Here is a 20,180-nt window from a genome sequence, read left to right as displayed (position 1 = left end):
AAAACGTTGCTTAATGATTTCATGACAGTCTGAGATTAATTTATATTTAATAATAGGACTGTTAGTAAATCCTGATTCAGCAAAAATAACTGCGAAAACCCTTTAAAAGCCTTCATTTGATTTTCCTCCATTCATTTTGTAATAAAAAAGACTGTCCAAATTATTTTGGGACAGTCTTTTTTAGGTTAGGAGGTTGCTGACTTAGCTATTTGTTTTGCTAAATTCGATTATTCTATTCCAAAATAAAACTCACACTTACAGTTGCTGTAATATTAATTTCTCCTATCGCTAAAGTTTCTCTAGGAGCATTGGTATCACTCATTTCCATCGTTTTCATTGCTGCATACATCGGCTGTGGATAATGGGTTTGTGAAGTATCTGAAATTGTTATTGCGCGTCCCACTTTTTGTCCCAAAACCGATACGTAATCCTCAGCCTTTAATTTAGCTTCTTTCATCGCTAGTTTTCTAGCTTCGGATTGGTGCTGTACTAATTTTGAAGATTGAAAAGTCACGGCATCAATTCTGTTAATACCTTCATCTACTAGTCCTTCCATCAATTCATCGTATTTAGATAAATCTTTCAATAGAATTTCTATGGTTTGCGTTGCATTATAGCTGTGTTTCTTTTTTTCATAATCATACTGTGGATTAAGTGAAACACGTTGCGTTTTATAATCTGCCGGAGCTAAATTCATCTTCTTAATAAATTTTAAAACAGCTTCAATTTTTTCGTCATTTTGCTTTTTAACATCTTTGGCATTATTTCCTTTTGTTTCAACGGTCACTGCTATAGTAACTTGGTCAGGAATAACTTTTACTTTACCTTCACCGTTTACGGTTATTTGAGGAATTTGTTTCATTTCTTGTCCATAGGACATTGTAATAAATAAAACCGATAGAAATAATAGTGCTTTTTTCATTTTATTTAATTTAAATATTTGTAATAATTCCTTTTCAAAAGTTGTGCCATTATAATTTACCCATCTTTTCCATTACAAAAAGTATAATAATTGGAATGGCTAATAAAACTACCATTAAAGTATGGTCAATGAATAAACTGGGTTGCATTATTAATGTAATTAAATATCCACCCATTGCTCCACCAAAATGAGCGGTGTGGCCAATAGAATCATTTTTAGCTTTCATACCGTAAATGGAATACAATAAATAAAGGATTCCAAAAATATAAGCAGGCATTGGGATGATAAAAAAGATGCCTAACATCATATCCGGCTGTAATAAAATAGCAGAATATAATACTCCCGTTACGGCACCAGATGCACCAACGGCTCTATATCCATAGTCCTCTTTATGAAAAACCATTGTCAACAAACTCCCAAAGATTAAACTCCCAAAATAGATTAGAACAAAAGAAAAATTTCCTAAAAGGGCACTCACTACAGGAGCAAAAAACCAAAGAGTCAACATATTAAAAATCAAGTGGGTCATGTCAACATGAAGAAACCCGGAGGATAACATTCTAAGTTGTTCTCCAGCACGAATGCTCCCCACGTGGAATTCGTATTTTCTAAAGAAGGAAAGGTCATTGAATCCCTTGTAACTAATTAAAACATTTAAAACAATTATTGCTATTAAAACGATATTCATACGATCTGTTAATTTTGAATTGTAAATATAGTGATTCTCAAATACAGTCACAGGAACACCTGTAAATTATATCACTCTACATTTTTGACTTATATTTGCAAGAAAAAAGACTGCATGCAATTCCTTATTTTTATATTAACCTTCCCTTTTTTATGGATTATTTCCATTTTACCCTTTAGGATTTTCTATTGGTTTTCTGATTTCATTTATTTAATAGTTTATTATCTCATTGGGTACCGTAAAAAAATAGTTAAGGAGAATTTAGTACTGGCCTTGCCTCATCTTACTGACCAAGAACGTCTTGTAATTGAAAAAAAATCGTATCACCATTTATGTGATATGTTTTTAGAAATGATAAAAACGATGACTATTTCATCTGATGAAATGAACAGAAGATTCGTAGTTACCAATATAGAATTGGTAAAAGAATATGAAAGTAAAGGTAGAAGTACCATTTTGTTGGCTTCTCATTATGCGAGTTGGGAGTGGTTATTGTCTATCAACGAAAAAATAAAATTTAAAGGAATTGGGGTTTATAAAAAAATTGCCAATAGATATTTTGATAAATTAATTCGAGATATTCGCTCTAAATATGATGCACAATTAGTAGAGACAAAAAATGTAATTCCATTGATCGCCAAAAATCAAAAAAACGGAATTATCTGTATGTATGGATTAGCCAGTGATCAATCTCCAAAATTGGATCGTGCATTTCATTGGGATAAATTTATGGGTGTAGAAGTTCCAGTGCACACTGGTGCTGAAATGCTCGCGAAAAAGTACGATTTAACGGTGCTTTTTGTTAAAGTGATCAAAGTCAAAAGAGGGTTTTATGAAGCTACTTTTATTCCAATAACAGATCAGCCCAAATCAATTCCTGATTTTGGAATCACCGATATGTATTTAAAAGAAGTTGAAAAACAAATTCTGGAAGCTCCAGAATATTATTTTTGGACCCATAAACGTTGGAAACACAAGCGTTAGAAATAATGACCAATTTATTTATAAAAAAAGCTATTCAGAATAAATGGCTTTTTTTGTAATATGTTAGATTCTCTATACAAATCATATACAGCAGTTTTTATTAAGATAAAGCACTCTGGATTTGTTACAGAGCACTTTATGTTAATTTTATAAGAGTGATTTATAAAAATTCACCATGTTGTGAAATGTCTAAGCCTAGTTCTTCTTTTTCTTCACTTACTCTTAGCGGAGTTATTTTATTTACAATATAGAAAAGGAAATAAGAAGCTGAAAAGGCAAATATTGAAACGATAATCATGGCAGAAAGCTGGGTTATAAATAAAGTTGCATCACCAAAGATAAGTCCTTGATTGTCCCCAACAACAGGATTAATAGATTTTGAAGCAAATACGCCTGTTAAAAGCATACCCACCATCCCGCCTACTCCGTGACAAGCAAAAACATCTAACGCATCATCAATTTTCCCTTTAGGAAATTTACTGACCACAATATTGCTTACCATACTTGCAAAAACACCAATGAACATTGAATGAGGAATGCTAACAAAACCTGCGGCTGGAGTAATGGCTACTAAACCGACTACAACACCAATACAGGCTCCCATTGCAGATAATTTGTGCCCAAGAATTTTATCGAGAAAGACCCATGCCATTCCTGCAGCAGCAGCAGCAATTGTTGTAGTACCGAGCGCCTGTACAGCCAAGCCATTAGATCCTAATGCTGATCCAGCATTAAAACCAAACCATCCGAACCATAGTAAACCAGTACCTAATAATACATACGTTATACGTGCAGGATTTCCTTTTTGTGTTTTTCTTTTGCCAAGGAAAATAGCCCCTGCTAGTGCTGCCCATCCGGCACTCATATGAACGACTGTTCCTCCTGCAAAATCCAATACTCCCATTTTAAAGAAAATACCATCTGGATGCCAAGTCATGTGTGCTAGTGGTGTATAGACTAATAATATGAACAATACCATAAATAATAAATAAGCCCAAAAACGTATTCTTTCTGCAAAAGCTCCTGTTATTAATGCAGGTGTAATTATAGCAAATTTTGCTTGAAACAAAGCAAACAGCATAAAAGGGATTGTAGGAGCAAGGCTCCAAGCGGTATTTGTACCAACGCCTTGAAAAAATAAATTTGGAAGAGGATTACCTATTATACCACCTATTGTAGGACCAAACGATAATCCGAAAGCGATAACAATCCATAATACGGTAACAATTATCATAGCCATAAAACTTTGTAACATTGTACTGATAACATTTTTTTTACCTACCATTCCTCCGTAAAAAAAACCTAAACCCGGAGTCATGATTAGTACAAGTGCAGTTGCCACAATCATCCAAGCTGTATCGCCGGTGTCAAATTTGACAACATTAGTTGGAGCAGGGCTATCAATAAAGAAATAATTTGAAAAAAGAGTTAATATCAAAATTGAGATTAATAGTACACTTAAAATGATTTTTCGCATTGTTTTTAGTTTTAAATTTTGATAAAAATATAAAATTGATTTACAAACCCCTTTATAAAAACTATTCAATGTTTAATTTTTATCATTTTTATAATCTTACCCCTATTTTTTTACGGGTATACTATAATTTAAAGTTAAAAATTGCAATTTGTTAATTCGGATTGTGTTGCAGTGGCATTTTAACGCATTAGTGGGTTTATATTTCTAAAGATCAATTTCATGGAACTTAATTTAAATTGCAAAACGAAAAATTAAAGTTTAGTTTAAAAAAAAACACCAACTGTAATTAATACAATTGGTGTCGTTATTTATAATCTGTTAGTTAATGTACCTATTTTAAAGTATGTTGGCCTAAAATTTTATAGACTTCATTGATATTATTCCCGCCTTTTCCGAATTGCTTTATAATTGGATTATTGTCATGATTCAACCAGATTTTTAATTCGGCATCCATATCTAATATTCCTGCACTTTCTTTAGAAAATTTTTTGATGCTCGAATAAGGAATTGACATGTACTCTACTTTGGTACCCACTAATTGTTTTTCAACTAGAATAAGTCTTCTGTTTGTAAAAATAAACATATCTCGGATAAGTTTATATGCTTTTTCGATAATTTCCCCATCAATTAAGATGGGCTCAAATTCATTCGAAACATTTTCAATGTTAACCTCTGACGCATTGCCTAAAATGGCATTAAATAGTCCCATTATATAAATTTATTTTTGATTGTATTTGGCTTTATATCTTTCATTCAGTTTTGTTTGATGTGTTTCCAGACTGATCATTCTACCTTGAATAAAAGCATTAGTCAGTTTGTTTGTTCGCATATCCAATGCATCTCCTTCAGAAATAAATAGAGTAGCATCTTTTCCTTGCTCTAAGGTACCACATTGATCATCAATTCCTAATATTTTAGCCGTATTTGATGTAATTAGTTGTAAAGCCTGTTCTTTGTCCAGTCCATAAGCAGCACATGTTCCTGCTAAAAAAGGTAAGTTTCTGGTATTCATTCTTTCGTGGGAGCCGCTATTTTCTAAGCCTACCAGTACACCTTTGTCTGTTAGTAATTTGGCTGATTTATAAGGCAAATCAATATCGTGATCATCATTTTCTGGCATGTCGTGGACACGTCTCAGCAATACGGCAACATTATTTTTTTGTAATAAGTCAGCTGTTTTATAGGCCTCATATCCGCCTACGAGCACCATTTTCTGAATACCGTTTTCTTTGGCAAATTGTACTGCATCAATAATTTGTTTTTCTTCATTGGCATGAATAAATAAGGTTTGATTTCCATCGAATATTCCTTTAGTAGATTCTAGAACTAAATTTCTTTCTTTAGAGCGATCTCCTAAATAGGCTTTTGCACTCGATAAAAAAGCGGATAATTCTAAAATTTGTTTTGAGTAATCCTTATTAGTCTCAACATTTCCAGGTTCAAACCTAGAGCCACTTCTTCTAAAAGTAGTTGGAAAGTTAACATGGATTCCATCATTTTCTTTAATCAGCGCATCTTTCCAATTCCATGCATCGAGTTGTACAATTGAAGACGAGCCAGAAATTGTACCACCACGTGGTGTGATCTGAGCCATCAAAATTCCATTAGGTCTCACAGTTTCAATTACTTTAGAGTCCGCAGTGTAAGCGATAATACTTCTTACATGGGGTTTCATAGCTCCAATTTCGTCTTCATCATCAGAGGATTTTACGGCATCAATTTCTACAAGACCTAATGTGGAATTCGGTGCAATAAATCCAGGATAAACGTGTTTTCCACTGGCATCTATTGTAACATCATACGCGCCTTCGGCTAAGCGTATAGTTCTGGCATCGGCAACCAAGGTGATTTTCCCGTCTACAAAGCCTATAGCGCTGTTCTCAATTATTTCACCAGTACCCAAGTGCGCTGTAGCATTAAGGATCAAGACAGACTTTGTTTGCTTGGCAACGGGTGTTTGTTGTGCTTTTGTATGTAGTGATAAACTAAACACAAGTATTAGAAGATATATTTTAGTATTCATCCTGTTTTTTGATTTGATTTTAGTTAAAGGTAGGGTCTAGGTATATAAAATCATTTTATTATTCCTCTAGAGTATCACAATGATCTTCTTTCTTTTCCGTTTTTTTTGCTTCTTGAGTTATCATGCCTTTATTTTTTTCTTGTAACAATTGACCAATAAGTTCACTTCGCTCTCTAGCAATTGCTATTCTGCTGTCTTCATCTTTCTTACTGTCAAAATAAACGACACCTTCAATCAACGTTTTTTCAGCTTTTGCATAAATAGATAAAGGATTGGCAGTCCATAATACCATATCGGCATCTTTACCTACTTTGATGCTTCCTACTTTATCATCAATATGCAATAGTTTGGCTGGATTTAGTGTTACAAATTTCCAAGCTTCTTCTTCAGAAATATTTCCATATTTCACTGCTTTAGCTGCTTCTTGGTTCAATCGTCTTGACATTTCAGCATCATCAGAGTTGTAGGCTACTACAAGTCCAGCATTGTGCATAATTGGGCCATTAAAAGGAATGGCATCATTTACTTCAAATTTATAAGCCCACCAATCCGAGAAAGTGGAAGCTCCAACTCCGTGTTCTTTCATTTTATCAGCAACTTTATAGCCCTCAAGAATATGGGTAAACGTATTCACTTTAAAATTAAATTTTTCGGCTACATTCATTAACATCAAAATTTCAGATTGCACATAGGAGTGACAGGAAATGAAACGTTTGTTATTTAATATTTCGGCTAATGTTTGTAATTCTAAATCTACTCTTGGTGCGTTTTCTTTATTTTTTTTACCTTTAGCCTTGTAATTTTTCCAAGCTAAGTCATATTCTTTAGCTCTTTGGAAATAATCCGTAAAAACTTGTTCCACACCCATTCTGGTTTGTGGAAAACGAGTTGGGTTTGTAATTCCCCAATTGGCTTGTTTTACATTTTCGCCTAAAGCAAACTTGATAAATTCTGGTTGGTCTTTATAAAGCATCTCTTCGGCAGAAGCGCCCCATTTCCATTTCACAATCGCAGATCGACCGCCTATAGGATTTGCGGACCCGTGTAATAATTGAGAGGTGGTTACCCCACCGGCTAAGTCTCTATAGATATTTATATCCTCCGAATTTACTACGTCCTGTATGGTTACCTCTGCACTGGAGTTGTGTCCACCCTCATTCACCCCGTTTGATATGGCTATGTGTGAATGTTCATCAATAATTCCGCTGGTTAAATGCTTTCCTTTAGCATCAATTGCTGTTGCTGAAGCGTCCGAAATATTTTTTCCAATGGATACAATTTTTCCATTTTTAACCAATACGTCAGTTTCTTCTAAAATACCTTCTTTTTCATTAGTCCAAACGGTAGCATTTTTAAAAAGTATCGTTTGCGGGGTAGGTTTCTTTAAATTACCGAAAGCAACATTTGGAAATGTTGTTGGGATAATGATGTTGTTTTTTTCGATTTTGGATGAATCAACTGCTTGTACAAAAGGAGATGTTTTTACAGCGGACCATTTTACTTCAGTTCCATTGAACAAAACAGCTTTGCCAGATAAGTTTTGCGTGTCTTCGATGTATCCAATTAATCTTGTAAAACTGGTTTTAGTAGAGTCATTAGGTTTTATAACTGTAGAAATCCAGTTATTAGCCATGGTAAGCTTGGATTTTATTTTTTTTGTATCAACAGTTGTTATTTCTGATTTTGGGGCAGTTATTTCACCATCAATTTTCCATTTATAGTTTTCGCTATTAATGGTTAAATCATAATTTCCACGGATATCCTTAATTGTTATGTCATTGACAACATATTTATTGCCTTGAACCCAGTTTTCATAAAGAATTGTTTTCTCTTCGAAAATAGCTCCGGATGTAATCACAAAATTTGCCAAACTTCCTGTTTTCAAAGTTCCCATTTCGTTACTTTTCCCCAAGATAGCAGCAGGAATAGTAGTTAATGCTTCTAAAGCCTTTGTTTGATCGAAACCATATTTAATGGCTCTTAAAAGATTGGTTCTGAAATCTTCTATTTTCTTTAATTTGTCCGTGGTCAGTGCAAAAACAATTCCATTATCGGACAAAACTTTAAGATTGGTAGGTGCTTGATTCCAAAAACGCAAGTCTTTCAATTCCATTTGATTGGCTTGATTTGGATCGGATACATCATACGCTTCTGGAAAATTGATTGGAATAATAAATTTAGAATTGGTTTTTTTGATTTCTTCCAATCTTTCAAATTCGTTTCCGTTTCCTTTTAATACATAATTTAGCCCAAATTCTTTACCTATTTTGGCCGCTCTTAAACTGTTTAATTTATCTTCTGAAGCAAATATTTGGATCAGTTTTTCATTATTTGCTAAGGCTTCCAATGATAAATCTTTAGTTGCTGAATTTCCTTTTTTGTACCAATCCAGATCGAAATACATTTGACGTAATAATGCCATCATTCCCATTAGTGAACTTGGATAGGATTGATTAGTAGTGGCACTTTTTGTAAAGGCAAAGTGATTAGTTACTTTATCCGATAGCAATTGATTCTTTTTTTCAAAATTATTCAAAGCGATTAAGGTTCCAGATCCACGAGCAATTCCGTCAGGAACATGAGTTCCGACTACACCAAATCCAGCTTTCAATAATTCTTCCGCTTTGGCTTGGTCGTATTTGAAAGTTTCGTAAGCATTTACTTCTGAACGAATACTTTCATTCCAATAAAAACCAGTTCTTTTGGTATCATACAACGGATTTCTCTCGGTGCTTCCTTTCGGCTTTTCGATTCCAAAACTGGTATAGATGTCTATAAAAGAGGGATAAATTGATCTTCCCTCCAGATTGATTGTTGTACAGTTTTTGGGAATAGCAATGTTAGTTCCGGTACCAACCACTTTTCCGTTTTGGATTAGTAAAGTGCCTTTTTCAATAACTTGTGTAGGAGTAACATAAATTTTGACGTTTGTAAAAGCGGTAAAATTAGTGTTGGTATTGTGAACACTTTCATTATTAGGAAAGTATTCCTGTGCGTAGGTTTTTGGTAATAAAACGCATAAATAGAGTAGAAGTAGGATTTTTTTCATAGTATAGTTTATAATTATTTTCTAAAAGTAAAAAAATGAATATGGTAAGCCTTCCGTTTTTTAAATTTTAACATATGTTTTTTGCTAAATTAATTGAATTGTAAACTTAATTTAATCTGTTTAGGGTTCTTTTGACCTAATTATTGAGATTTTGTATCATTCTTTAAATATTGAACGATAAATACTAATAATTAAAAATGTTTATCTAATTTTAGATTTAAATAAACAAACATGCTAGTTAAAGTTTTTGGAAGTGCTGTTTTTGGAGTAGAAGCTACAACAATAACCGTAGAGGTAAATATTGATAAAGGAATTGGTTATCATTTAGTTGGTTTACCCGATAATGCTATCAAAGAGAGCAGTTATCGTATTGCTGCTGCACTTAAAAATAATGGGTATGCCATGCCCGGCAAAAAAATAACGATTAATATGGCTCCTGCCGATTTACGAAAAGAAGGATCAGCCTATGATTTGACGTTAACAATTGGGATTTTGGTAGCTTCAGGACAAATAAAAGCTGCGGATGTTGATAAATATATTATCATGGGAGAGCTTTCTCTTGACGGGAGCCTTCAACCCATAAGAGGTGCATTACCTATTGCGATTAAAGCTAAAGAGGAAGGTTTTAAAGGTTTTTTTCTGCCAAAGCAAAATGTAAAAGAAGCCGCTATTGTGGCTGGTTTAGATGTGTATGGTATCGAAAATGTACAGGAAGTGATTGATTTTCTTGAAGGAAAAGGAACGCTGGAACCAACTACAATTGATACTAGGGCCGAGTTTTATAAAACCTTAGATTTTCCAGAGTTTGATTTTAGTGATGTGAAAGGACAAGAAAGTATCAAGCGGTGCATGGAAATTGCTGCTGCAGGGGGACATAATATTATTTTGATTGGTCCACCGGGAGCCGGAAAAACGATGTTAGCGAAACGATTACCGAGTATTTTACCGCCCATGACGTTGCGAGAAGCCTTAGAAACTACTAAAATTCATAGTGTTGCTGGAAAATTAAAGGAAGTAGGGTTGATGAATCAACGTCCGTTTAGAAGTCCGCATCACACGATTTCAAATGTGGCATTAGTCGGAGGAGGAAGTTATCCACAGCCCGGTGAAATTTCTATGGCACATAATGGCGTTTTATTTCTGGATGAGTTGCCGGAATTCAAGCGGGATGTTTTGGAAGTGATGCGTCAACCGCTGGAAGATAGGGAAGTGACAATTTCCAGAGCTAAATTTACGGTGACGTATCCATCGTCATTTATGCTGGTGGCCAGTATGAATCCGAGTCCAAGCGGTTTTTTTAATGATCCCGATTCGCCACAAACTTCTTCGCCACACGAAATGCAACGGTATTTGAGTAAAATATCAGGTCCTTTATTAGACCGAATAGACATTCATATCGAAGTTACTCCAGTTCCTTTCGAAAAATTATCGGATGACAGGAAAGCCGAAAGCAGCGTCGATATTCGCAAAAGAGTTACTGCTGCGCGAGAAATCCAAACCGAACGCTTTGAGCAAATGGAAAACATCCATTACAATGCACAAATGAATACTAAACATATTAGAGAATATTGTGCACTTGATGATGTTTCAAAACAATTACTAAAAACCGCAATGGAACGACTGAATCTTTCGGCTCGAGCCTACGATCGTATTTTGAAAGTAGCACGCACAATCGCTGATCTTGATGCCGCTCCAAAGGTTGTTTCTGGACATATTGCTGAAGCGATTCAATATAGAAGTTTGGATCGTGATGGTTGGTTGGGTTGAGATTTCAGATTTTTGATTAATGATTTTTGATTGCAGATATTTAACCTCTGCAAAATTAATGCGATTGCTAGCGCGAGCGTTCCGCTCGTGCCTATTAAAAATTTATAGTGATTTACTTTTGTTACTGTTCACGAGCGGGGAAAAAAGAAAAGTATAGAAATAAATAAGTCAAAAAAGAGATTTCGATAGAAATCTCTTTTATTTTTGCCAAATGTTAGAAATTCTTTACCAAGACGAATATATTATTGCCATTAATAAACCAAGTGGCTTATTAGTTCACAAATCATTTTATGCGCGCGATGCAAAAGTTTTTGCGATTCAAGAATTGAGAAATCAAATAGGAGGGCAACACGTTTATCCTATTCATCGGTTAGATCGCAAAACATCAGGTGTCTTGTTATTTGCGTTGGACAAGGAGGTTTTGAAAATTATGAATGATCGTTTTGCCACACGCGAAGTCGAAAAAAAGTATTTAGCCATTTTACGGGGTTGGTCACCCGAAGAACTAACGATTGATTATGATTTAACCAATGATGATGGCATTATACAAAATGCAATAACCTATTTTCATCGATTGCAAACTACCGAAATTGAGTTAGAATTTAACAATAAACCAACATCACGATATTGTTTGGTAGAAGCGATTCCTGAAACGGGACGTATGCATCAATTACGAAAACATTTCAAACATATTTTTCATCCCATTTTAGGAAGTCGGCCACATGGTTGTAACAAACAAAATAAATTATGGTTGGAGCATTTTGAACTGAAAGGAATGATGCTTCATGCACATCAGTTAATTTTTAATCATCCAGTAACAAATGAACCACTTATCTTGAATGCAAAGATTAATGAAGAGTTTAGAAGAGTAGGTACTATTCTTAATCTAGATTTGAATACCTATGAATAGCATACTAATTTGTAAAGTAATGCTTAAAATTATCGTTATTTTTGGCAACAAAAGAGAGGAGCAGATTTCAGATTTTTTATCAACGTTCCGCCGCTTGGCGTCAGTAGCGGGATTTTTAATAATTTGTTCTAAAGATAAACAAAATTTCAACTTAGTAATTTTCGGCTAAGAAAAACTAAACTAGCTATTGCGCAAAACAGCTGTTGTAGGCAATTTTTATTCCATTAATCTAAACCAATCTTTTACAGTCAATTCTAATCTTACAACTTCATCCTCTGCAAGCGGACAACAATGAGCAATTGGACCGCGCAATTGATTTAAATTTGTCATAATTTTTTGAAAAGCTCGTTGTCCTCTTTTAAATAAATTTTCAAATGCTTCCCAATTTCCTATTACAATTTGACTTAACTCACCAAATGTTGTATAATCAATTTTCTCTTCAGACCTAATTGTAAAACCTGATTCCTCTTCTCTTTTCATATTACTTTCTACATTCTTTTTAATTTCTTCTTTTACATTATTCCACCATTCAATACCATATTTTTCTTCCATCAATTCCACAACAAGACTTCGGATAGATTTTTCTAGGCAATAAAAGACTTCGTAATGTTTTGCCATCTCTTTAGCTTCTTTTCTATAATCTGAACCAAATTGTAAATAAAAACTTTTGTATTGAATTTCCTTTTTTTCAATTCTTCCTAAATCAATATCAAGTTCTTTTTCAACCTTATCTAATTCATTTTCTGTTAGCGAATTAGCAAGAGAAAACAATTTTATTTTTGCGAATATATCATTATTACTCATCTAGTAAATTATCTTTTAAAGATTTAAAAATAGCGTTATATATAGCGGGATCGTCAGTTTTAGGTAAAACCAAATTTATGGTATAATTTATTCCTAAACTAGTTTTTCTTCTATTTGTCGTTGCTGATGAAGGTTCATCAGTTATTTTTAATTCTTTATTTTCATGAACAATTTCATTTGATTTATCTTCTTGTTTAGCAGGAGCTTTTGTTTCAAAATCTGCAACTTCTTTAGCATTAAAAAATGTATTCACAACAGCTCTAACAGTTGCATTGTCGTGAGCTAAACCAGTTGCATCTGTAACAAGTTTAGTGAAGTCAGTTTTGCTTAAATCATGAGCATATTCATTTCGAAGATAAAGTTCAGAATATCCCTTTTTAAGTGCTTCTGCCATTGCTATTCCTCTAAACTGTGGATTTCTAAAATCTTTGTATAGGTTTGTTGGAGTTCCATCTTCACCAATTAAGCCACATTTTTTTGCCCATGGAATAAATGCTTTTTGATTGCCACCTTTAAAACCTAACTTCGTTCCTAAAAAGTCATGATTAAAATTTTCAGGAATAGAGGCGTCACATATTTTATTTAGAATTTTCGGTAAGGTTCCTGTAGAAACCATGTAAGGTAAGGTATTTGCCATATGTCTTAATAATTGATTGGTGTTTAAATTGGATACAACTTGTTTATATGCATGGACAAAATCATACAAAGTCACCCAATTTAGGGTAGATAAGCATGACAACAGCGATATTATTTTATTCCAAATATATTCATTTTTTCTTACAAATCATCTAGCTATTGTTGATTCATGATATGAATTTACAAAATGGTATTATGAAAGTAAAAACCATCTAAATAGCCCCGATAGAAATGAAAAACCTTCTTAGAGCTGGTGTTCAGCCCTAAGAAGGTTTGTAATGTATAGCGGGAAATACGTTCTAAAAAACGAACTCGTTCTGCTCCTAAAAATCAATAAAAATTAATTATCTATTAGAACGTCGGTCATTATTTTGACTGGGACGTCTTGGACCAAAACTGTTGTTGCTGCTACGGTTTGTAGTGTCAGTTTTTGGTTTTCGCGGAGTTGAATCGCGTTGTTGTCTTCCTTGTCCTTGTTTAATTGGTTCTTTGGAAGCGTTAGGATCTGGTTCAAAACCTCTAATGTTTTCTTTCGGCAAATTCAAACCCACCAATTTTTCTATATCACGTAAAAAGACAGTTTCGTCTGGACTAAATAACGAAATAGCTTCTCCGCTTGCTCCGGCTCTACCAGTTCTACCAATGCGGTGAACGTAATCTTCAGGAATATTTGGCAATTCAAAATTGACCACATGCGGTAATAACGGGATGTCTAAACCACGCGCTGCAATATCTGTAGCCACTAAAGCAGTCAAGCTTCCGTCTTTGAAACCTGCTAAGGCTTTGGTACGTGCGCCCTGCCCTTTATTGCCGTGAATGGCAGCTGCTTTGATTCCGGCACTAATCATGCTTTCCGTCAGTTTATTGGCACCTTGTTTGGTACGGGTAAACACCAAAATCTGTTTCCAGTTCCCTTCCGTAATCAATTTAATAATCAATTCTGTTTTTTTCTCTTTGGCAACAGGATATACTTTTTGAATGATAGCATCCACGGTTGTATTTTCCGGAGTAGCTTCTACATGAACGGGATGGTGCAAAATGCCCATGGCCAATTTCTTGATGTCTGTTGAAAAGGTTGCCGAAAACATCAAATTTTGCCTTTTTACAGGTAATACTTTTATAATGCGCTCAATGTCTCGTACGAAACCCATGTCTAGCATACGGTCTGCTTCATCTAAAACCAAAATTTCAACTTTTGCAAGCGATATTAATCCTTGGTTTTGCAAATCGATTAATCGACCTGGAGTGGCGACTAAAATATCGACACCTTGACGCAATTGCGTCACTTGCGGATTCTGGTTTACGCCCCCAAAAATAACAGTACTTTTTAGGTCTAAAAATTCACTGTACTCTTTTATATTAGCCAATATTTGTGCTGCTAATTCTCTGGTTGGAGTCAATATTAAGGCACGAATAGGTCGTTGTCGCAAGTGTTGACCTTGTGATAATATTTGTAAAATAGGTAATGTAAAACCAGCTGTTTTGCCTGTTCCTGTTTGTGCAGATGCTAACACATCTTTACCTTCTAAAATGGGTGGAATTGCTTTTTGTTGTATTGGAGAAGGTGTTGAATATCCTTTTTTGCTGATCGCTTTTAGTAAAGCATCAGATAAGCCTAATGAGTTGAATGACATAAATGGTGTTTATGAAGTGAGCACTGTTTTTAGTGTACTTCTTTAAGTGGGCGCAAAGGTACTGCTAATTTTTTCGTTGTGCTTTTTATTGCTTCATTTTGTTCAAATAAATAGACTAGTTTATTTTAATCCGTATTAATAACAACGCTCAAATAGTACTAGCATCTATATTGAAAAATGGGAATAGAAATACTTTTAGTTAATTTCTGCAAATGTATCACCTAGTTTGATATCACCTGTTTTATACCCTTTCATAAACCAAGCTTTGCGTTGCGCAGAAGTACCGTGTGTAAAAGACTCTGGAACAATATGTCCTTGTATTTTAGCTTGAATAGCATCATCTCCTACCGCATGTGCAGCACTTAAAGCCTCATCAATGTCTCCTACTTCTAAGAAGTTATTCATTTTTTGATTGTAATGCGTCCAAACACCTGCATAGAAATCAGCTTGTAATTCAAGTGCTACAGATAATTTATTGGCGTCTGCCTGACTTTTCCCTTCTTGCATTTGTCTCATTTTATTGGAAGTTCCCAATAAGGTTTGCACATGGTGCCCTATTTCATGTGCAATAACATAAGCGGTGGCAAAATCGCCTCCTTGAGCGCCAAATCTTGTTTTCAACTCTTCAAAGAAAGCCAAGTCCATGTATACTATTTGATCAGCTGGACAATAGAAAGGTCCTGAGGCAGACGTTGCATTACCACAAGCGGTTTCTACACCTCCTGTAAACAATACTAATTTAGGATTTTGAAATTGCATATTATTTTCCTGGAAAATTTTTGACCAGACATCTTCATTATCTGCAAGAATGGTTTTTATAAATTGTTGCTCTTCAATTTCTTGTGCGGTTAAGGCTCTTTGTTCAGTGGGAGCACTATTTCCTTGATTCATTTGTTCTAGTATTGGCGTAAGCATTTGCGCATTTTCGCCTCCAAAAAGATTCAGTAGTAAGATTATCACACCAATAATTCCACCTCCAACAATAGTTTTTCCTCCCGAAGACATTCCTCTTCGGTCTTCCATATTATCACTTTGACGTCTTCCTAACCATTTCATAATCAGTATTTTTTTAGATTATAGATTAATTTAATATTATAAAATTACATAATTTAAAAGAATAATTATTGTTTTTTCTGAAGATGTTATTTTATCCATTTTATAAATGTTTCTTCAATAATTCCTTTAATTATGGGTTTTGAAATGTAATCACTCATGCCCGCTTTAAGACACTTTTCTTTTTCTTCTCTTTCTGTACCTGCTGTTATTGCAATTATTGGAACATTTTGCCCAGATTTTAAATTCCGAATAAGTTCAGTAGCTTCATAGCCATTCATGATTGGCATTTGGATATCCATAAAAATAATATCTGGATTTATTGCTTCAAACTGTTCTACGGCCTGCTTTCCATTTACAACTTCAAAAATAGTTGGATGTATGGGTAGGTGTTTAATAATGGTTTTGAGCAATAGCATATTTACTTTGTTATCTTCAACAATCAAAACCGTAATTTTTTTAGTAGAAATATTCATTTTAGCTTTACGATCGTCAATAGAATCAAAATCAGTTTTAGCCTGATTAACATTAATCGAAGCTTCATTGCTGGTTTTTAACTTCAAATCAAAAAAGAAAGTGCTGCCTAATTCGATGGTGGTATCCAGTTGCAAATGACTGTTCATCAAACCTAATAATTGGTTTGAAATAGTTAAGCCTAGACCTGTGCCTCCAAATTTTCTTGTGGTTGAGCTGTCTTCTTGAGAAAAAGCCCTAAATATTTTCTTTTTATTCTCTTCTAATATTCCAATTCCCGTATCAATTACAGCAAAGCGAATTATAGCATGCGAATCATTTATTTTTTTAATTACCGAAACATTTAATTTGATGGAACCCTTTTCTGTGAATTTTACAGCATTCGCTAATAGATTAATCAAAATTTGTTTTAATCGAACACTGTCTAGCCAAAAATAGTTTGGAATATCGGATGCAATATTTAGTTCTAGATTTAATTTTTTTTGATTGGATTCATATAAAATTAAATCGATGACTTGTTTAAGCATTTCATGAATATCATATTTTTCAATATACAAGTCTAATTTTCCAGCTTCAATTTTTGAGAAATCAAGAATATCATTGATAATGTCAAGTAAGGAATGGGCGGATTGACTAATGGTCGTCATGTATTTTTCCTGAGTAGTACCAAGATTAGTTTTCATTAATAAATCAGTAAAGCCAATAATCCCATTTAGCGGGGTTCTGATTTCGTGACTCATATTTGCTAGAAATTCTGATTTGGCTTTATTGGCGGCCTCTGCTAATTCCTTTTCTTGAACTACGGTTTCCGACTGTTTTCTTTCTGTTATGTCAATAAAAATACCTTCTAGGAATGCAATTTTTCCATCTTTGTATATGGTGTCGCCAAATTCTTCCACCCATACAACCGTTTTGTCTTTGTGTATAATCCTGTAAATAATATGAATCGGAATTTTAGAGTCGATTGCCTTTTTTTGAGTAGCTATAGTTTTTAATTTATCTTCGGGATGAATTAAATCAATGAATGATAATTGATTCGTTAGAAAATCATTTTTTGGATATCCGGTAAGCTTTTCAATCTCATCATTAATATAAATTTTTGTATTGTTTTCATCATAATTTGATAAATAAACAGTTCCAGGAATATTATTGGCTAATAATCTAAATTTTTCTTCACTTTCATATATAGCCGTCTCGTTTGTAATACGTTCTATTGATGAGGCTATATTTCTGGCTAATGTTTGTAAAATATTAACCTCATCTTCGGACCAGTATCTTTCATTTTGAGTATCATCAAATCCTAAAAAACCATGAAACTTATTTTTCACGAAAATTGGAAAAAGGATTATGGAGACAACATCAAGATTTTCTAATTTATTTCGAACAGAAGCATTCTCAATTTTTGGAACTATTGCTTCATAAATTTTGTTATTTAAAAGCGGTGTCAATAACTCTTCAAAAAATTCATGTGGCAGATTTTGAAGTTTAATATTGTTTTCCGTAATTTTAATATTGTTAATTACCCACCTGTATTTTTGGCTTATTAATCCTGTATTACTGTCATTTTCGTAGTAATATGCCCTGTGGGATTTGGTGGTTTTACCCATAATAATGAGCACATCCGAGAAAATATCGTTTATGTCACTGCTGCTCAAAAATTTCTCTGTACAAATAGCCATTGCAGATAAAAGGTCACTTTTGTATTCTAATTTTTTTTCAGTTTCATAGCGGCTGTGAGAAATCATAGTCAATGATAAAATATCCGAAATGGTTCTGGCAAAAATTATATCCTCATTGTCCCAGTTTCGTTGCGTTTTTGCAGTTTCAAAACTGATGGTTCCGGATAACTCTCCATTTATAAAAATGGGAATGTCAAGTTGTGACTTGATATCGTTTTTTAAGAAATAGTCTTTAACAAATTCAGATATTTCCCATTTATTAAAAACGTCAGGAGCACTAATCTGTGTTTTGTTTTTTATCGACTCAAAATAGATGGGGTAATTTTTCTTTTCTAAGATGTATCCTTTAGAATATGTATTATGGTCTAAGTCATATAAATTTTCACAGGTAATTGTATCTTCGGTGTATTTCCAATAACTTACTCGATTGCATTTAGATACTTTAGCTGCTAATTCAATGATTTGCATTACACTAACATCTAAATTTTTATAATTGCTAAAGTTGGTTGTTGATAGTATTTTTATAGCTTCGTTATATTCTTCTACTTTTACTTGGCGTGTTTTGCTTTCAGTTTCGATATCTTTAAACTTAGTGATATCTCTAGCAATACCTGAATAGGCTACTACTTCTCCAAGTTCATTTCTCCGGATAATCACTTTTTGGGAAACCCACAATTCTTCTCCATTTTTTTTTATTAATGGAAACTCAATGGTAGGAAAATAATTTTCATTAAGCAATAAATTTTGATATAAATCTTTGATACTGACAAGGTAATCCTCCCGTACAAATTCGGAATAATTCCGATTTATGATTTCCTCGGATTTATAGCCCAAGCATTTAATAGTAAAGTCATTGACGAATATAAAATCACCGTCACTATTGACTTCGAAAATTAAATCTATAGCATTTTCAATTAAATTTTTATATTGATTTTGTATTTTAATTTCGTTGGTTACGTCTTGTCCAATACCAATTATTAAATCATCTGAAAATTTCTTATCATTCCATTGAATGTGTTTGTATGTTCCATTTTTACATTTAAGCTTACGGACAAAAACTCGATCATCTTTAAATTCAGTTCCATAATCTTGACTAAAAAACTCGGTATCTTCTGTTACCTTCCAATAGCCTAATCCCATTACCTGATGGACGGTATATCCTAAAATTGATTCAACATTTTCGCCACAAAACACAATTTCTCCCTTAGGGTTTGTTGCAATAATCAATGAGTTTCCTTTATTTACAATTTCATTAGCAAATCTAATTTTATCTTTAATGTTTACTAAAGACATGTGTCTTATGTGATTAATAATTAGAACTATTAAAGAATAATTGAATAGAATAATATTAGATTTTAAGGGCATTAATTTAAAAATAAAAAGAATGCTCAAAAAAATAAATAGTACTGAAACAAAAATCCAGTATAACTTGATTGGTTTAATAATATTAAAAGAAAAGAAAAAATAGGATATAAAGGCTACTAGAGGTATAGTATCGGTGGAATATAAAATTACATTACGAGAGATTACACCAAAATAGAGTACGAATATGACAATAAATATATTTTGAATATTTCGATATATAAATTTTATCTTTTTACTTATAAAATACAAACACCAGATTAAAAAACCAATACTGCAATTCAATAGCAATAAACTTTTGGATCTGATCTTAAAAATCTCAAAACTAATTTCAAGAAAAGGTACTAAAATTCCTAAGAATAACATATACAGTTGGTATTCTTTTTGAATAGCATCTAATTCATTGTAATTAGCCGTAATGTTTTTGTTTATAATAGTTTTAATTTTAAGAAAATTATAAACTAATACAGTACCTAAAGCGATCAAAATGGATACTAATAGCCAAGTGGAGGAGGTAATGTTTATTCGGGAAGAGCTAAGCAGCAATAATTTATTTAAAATCAAAATAATTTGTATCCAAGAAAAAGTAAAATTCTGGAGTATTACAGCTGATAAGCTATAGTATAATACCATAGTCGATTTTTAGGAGGTTTTGTAAAGAGTAGATTTGGGATGCTATCTTTTGAGGGTCAATGTAGGAAAAAAAATTAAATAAAAA

Annotated in this window: 15 protein-coding genes; 4 read left to right on the top strand and 11 right to left on the bottom strand. The window is 33.3% G+C overall.

What is annotated here, in order from left to right; translation table 11 throughout:
- Nucleotides 1-232 precede the first annotated feature (232 nt).
- Nucleotides 233-922 carry an SIMPL domain-containing protein gene (locus ACNQF9_RS14155; RefSeq protein WP_417961656.1) on the bottom strand — a complete coding sequence of 230 codons (690 nt, stop codon included), beginning with the start codon at nucleotides 920-922 and terminating at the stop codon, nucleotides 233-235.
- Between the two features lie 49 nt (nucleotides 923-971).
- Nucleotides 972-1,610, bottom strand: a complete 639-nt coding sequence (locus tag ACNQF9_RS14150) for a rhomboid family intramembrane serine protease (RefSeq protein ID WP_417961654.1) — start codon at nucleotides 1,608-1,610, stop codon at nucleotides 972-974.
- A gap of 114 nt (nucleotides 1,611-1,724) precedes the next feature.
- Between ACNQF9_RS14150 and ACNQF9_RS14145 the strand changes: the two genes are divergently transcribed.
- Nucleotides 1,725-2,594: a lysophospholipid acyltransferase family protein gene (locus ACNQF9_RS14145; protein WP_417961652.1), complete on the top strand. Its 870-nt coding sequence runs from the start codon at nucleotides 1,725-1,727 to the stop codon at nucleotides 2,592-2,594.
- Between the two features lie 160 nt (nucleotides 2,595-2,754).
- Here the strand turns inward: ACNQF9_RS14145 and ACNQF9_RS14140 are convergent, their stop codons facing one another.
- The 4 genes from ACNQF9_RS14140 to ACNQF9_RS14125 form a co-directional block, all read right to left on the bottom strand.
- The gene (locus tag ACNQF9_RS14140) at nucleotides 2,755-4,071 is read right to left on the bottom strand and encodes an ammonium transporter (protein WP_417990465.1); all 1,317 of its coding nucleotides are present in this window, start codon (nucleotides 4,069-4,071) and stop codon (nucleotides 2,755-2,757) included.
- 331 nt (nucleotides 4,072-4,402) lie between these two features.
- Nucleotides 4,403-4,780: a PH domain-containing protein gene (locus tag ACNQF9_RS14135; protein ID WP_417961648.1), complete on the bottom strand. Its 378-nt coding sequence runs from the start codon at nucleotides 4,778-4,780 to the stop codon at nucleotides 4,403-4,405.
- Nucleotides 4,781-4,789: 9 nt separating this feature from the next.
- Nucleotides 4,790-6,094: an amidohydrolase family protein gene (locus ACNQF9_RS14130; RefSeq protein ID WP_417961646.1), complete on the bottom strand. Its 1,305-nt coding sequence runs from the start codon at nucleotides 6,092-6,094 to the stop codon at nucleotides 4,790-4,792.
- Between the two features lie 58 nt (nucleotides 6,095-6,152).
- Nucleotides 6,153-9,143 (bottom strand): amidohydrolase family protein, encoded by a 2,991-nt coding sequence (locus ACNQF9_RS14125; protein ID WP_417961644.1) that lies wholly within the window; start codon nucleotides 9,141-9,143, stop codon nucleotides 6,153-6,155.
- A 231-nt stretch (nucleotides 9,144-9,374) separates the two neighbouring features.
- On the opposite strand from ACNQF9_RS14125, the gene ACNQF9_RS14120 reads away from it, so the two are divergent.
- The gene (locus ACNQF9_RS14120) at nucleotides 9,375-10,910 is read left to right on the top strand and encodes a YifB family Mg chelatase-like AAA ATPase (protein ID WP_417961642.1); all 1,536 of its coding nucleotides are present in this window, start codon (nucleotides 9,375-9,377) and stop codon (nucleotides 10,908-10,910) included.
- A 211-nt stretch (nucleotides 10,911-11,121) separates the two neighbouring features.
- Nucleotides 11,122-11,820, top strand: coding sequence for a pseudouridine synthase (locus tag ACNQF9_RS14115; protein ID WP_417961640.1), 699 nt, complete (start codon nucleotides 11,122-11,124; stop codon nucleotides 11,818-11,820).
- Between the two features lie 216 nt (nucleotides 11,821-12,036).
- Here ACNQF9_RS14115 and ACNQF9_RS14110 read toward each other — a convergent pair whose 3' ends face one another.
- From ACNQF9_RS14110 to ACNQF9_RS14090, 5 genes are all read right to left on the bottom strand, one after another.
- Complete coding sequence (locus ACNQF9_RS14110) at nucleotides 12,037-12,624, bottom strand: Swt1 family HEPN domain-containing protein (RefSeq protein ID WP_417961638.1); 588 nt, start codon at nucleotides 12,622-12,624, stop codon at nucleotides 12,037-12,039.
- On the bottom strand, nucleotides 12,617-13,261 hold the full coding sequence (locus ACNQF9_RS14105) for a DUF5343 domain-containing protein (protein ID WP_417990464.1): 645 nt from the start codon (nucleotides 13,259-13,261) through the stop codon (nucleotides 12,617-12,619). The genes ACNQF9_RS14110 and ACNQF9_RS14105 overlap by 8 nt, the downstream gene beginning before the upstream one ends.
- 343 nt (nucleotides 13,262-13,604) lie before the next feature.
- A complete protein-coding gene (locus tag ACNQF9_RS14100; protein ID WP_417961634.1) occupies nucleotides 13,605-14,894 on the bottom strand; it encodes a DEAD/DEAH box helicase in 1,290 nt (429 codons plus the stop codon).
- Between the two features lie 195 nt (nucleotides 14,895-15,089).
- The gene (gene ypfJ / locus ACNQF9_RS14095; RefSeq protein ID WP_417990463.1) at nucleotides 15,090-15,950 is read right to left on the bottom strand and encodes a KPN_02809 family neutral zinc metallopeptidase; all 861 of its coding nucleotides are present in this window, start codon (nucleotides 15,948-15,950) and stop codon (nucleotides 15,090-15,092) included.
- A gap of 86 nt (nucleotides 15,951-16,036) precedes the next feature.
- On the bottom strand, nucleotides 16,037-19,393 hold the full coding sequence (locus tag ACNQF9_RS14090; protein WP_417990462.1) for a PAS domain S-box protein: 3,357 nt from the start codon (nucleotides 19,391-19,393) through the stop codon (nucleotides 16,037-16,039).
- 556 nt (nucleotides 19,394-19,949) lie between these two features.
- Here ACNQF9_RS14090 and ACNQF9_RS14085 point away from each other — a divergent pair.
- Nucleotides 19,950-20,084: a hypothetical protein gene (locus ACNQF9_RS14085; RefSeq protein WP_417990461.1), complete on the top strand. Its 135-nt coding sequence runs from the start codon at nucleotides 19,950-19,952 to the stop codon at nucleotides 20,082-20,084.
- Nucleotides 20,085-20,180: the final 96 nt, after the last annotated feature.

This window comes from Flavobacterium amylolyticum (genome assembly GCF_048284335.1).
GTDB lineage: Bacteria > Bacteroidota > Bacteroidia > Flavobacteriales > Flavobacteriaceae > Flavobacterium.
This window is presented reverse-complemented; position numbering and strand designations above follow the sequence as displayed.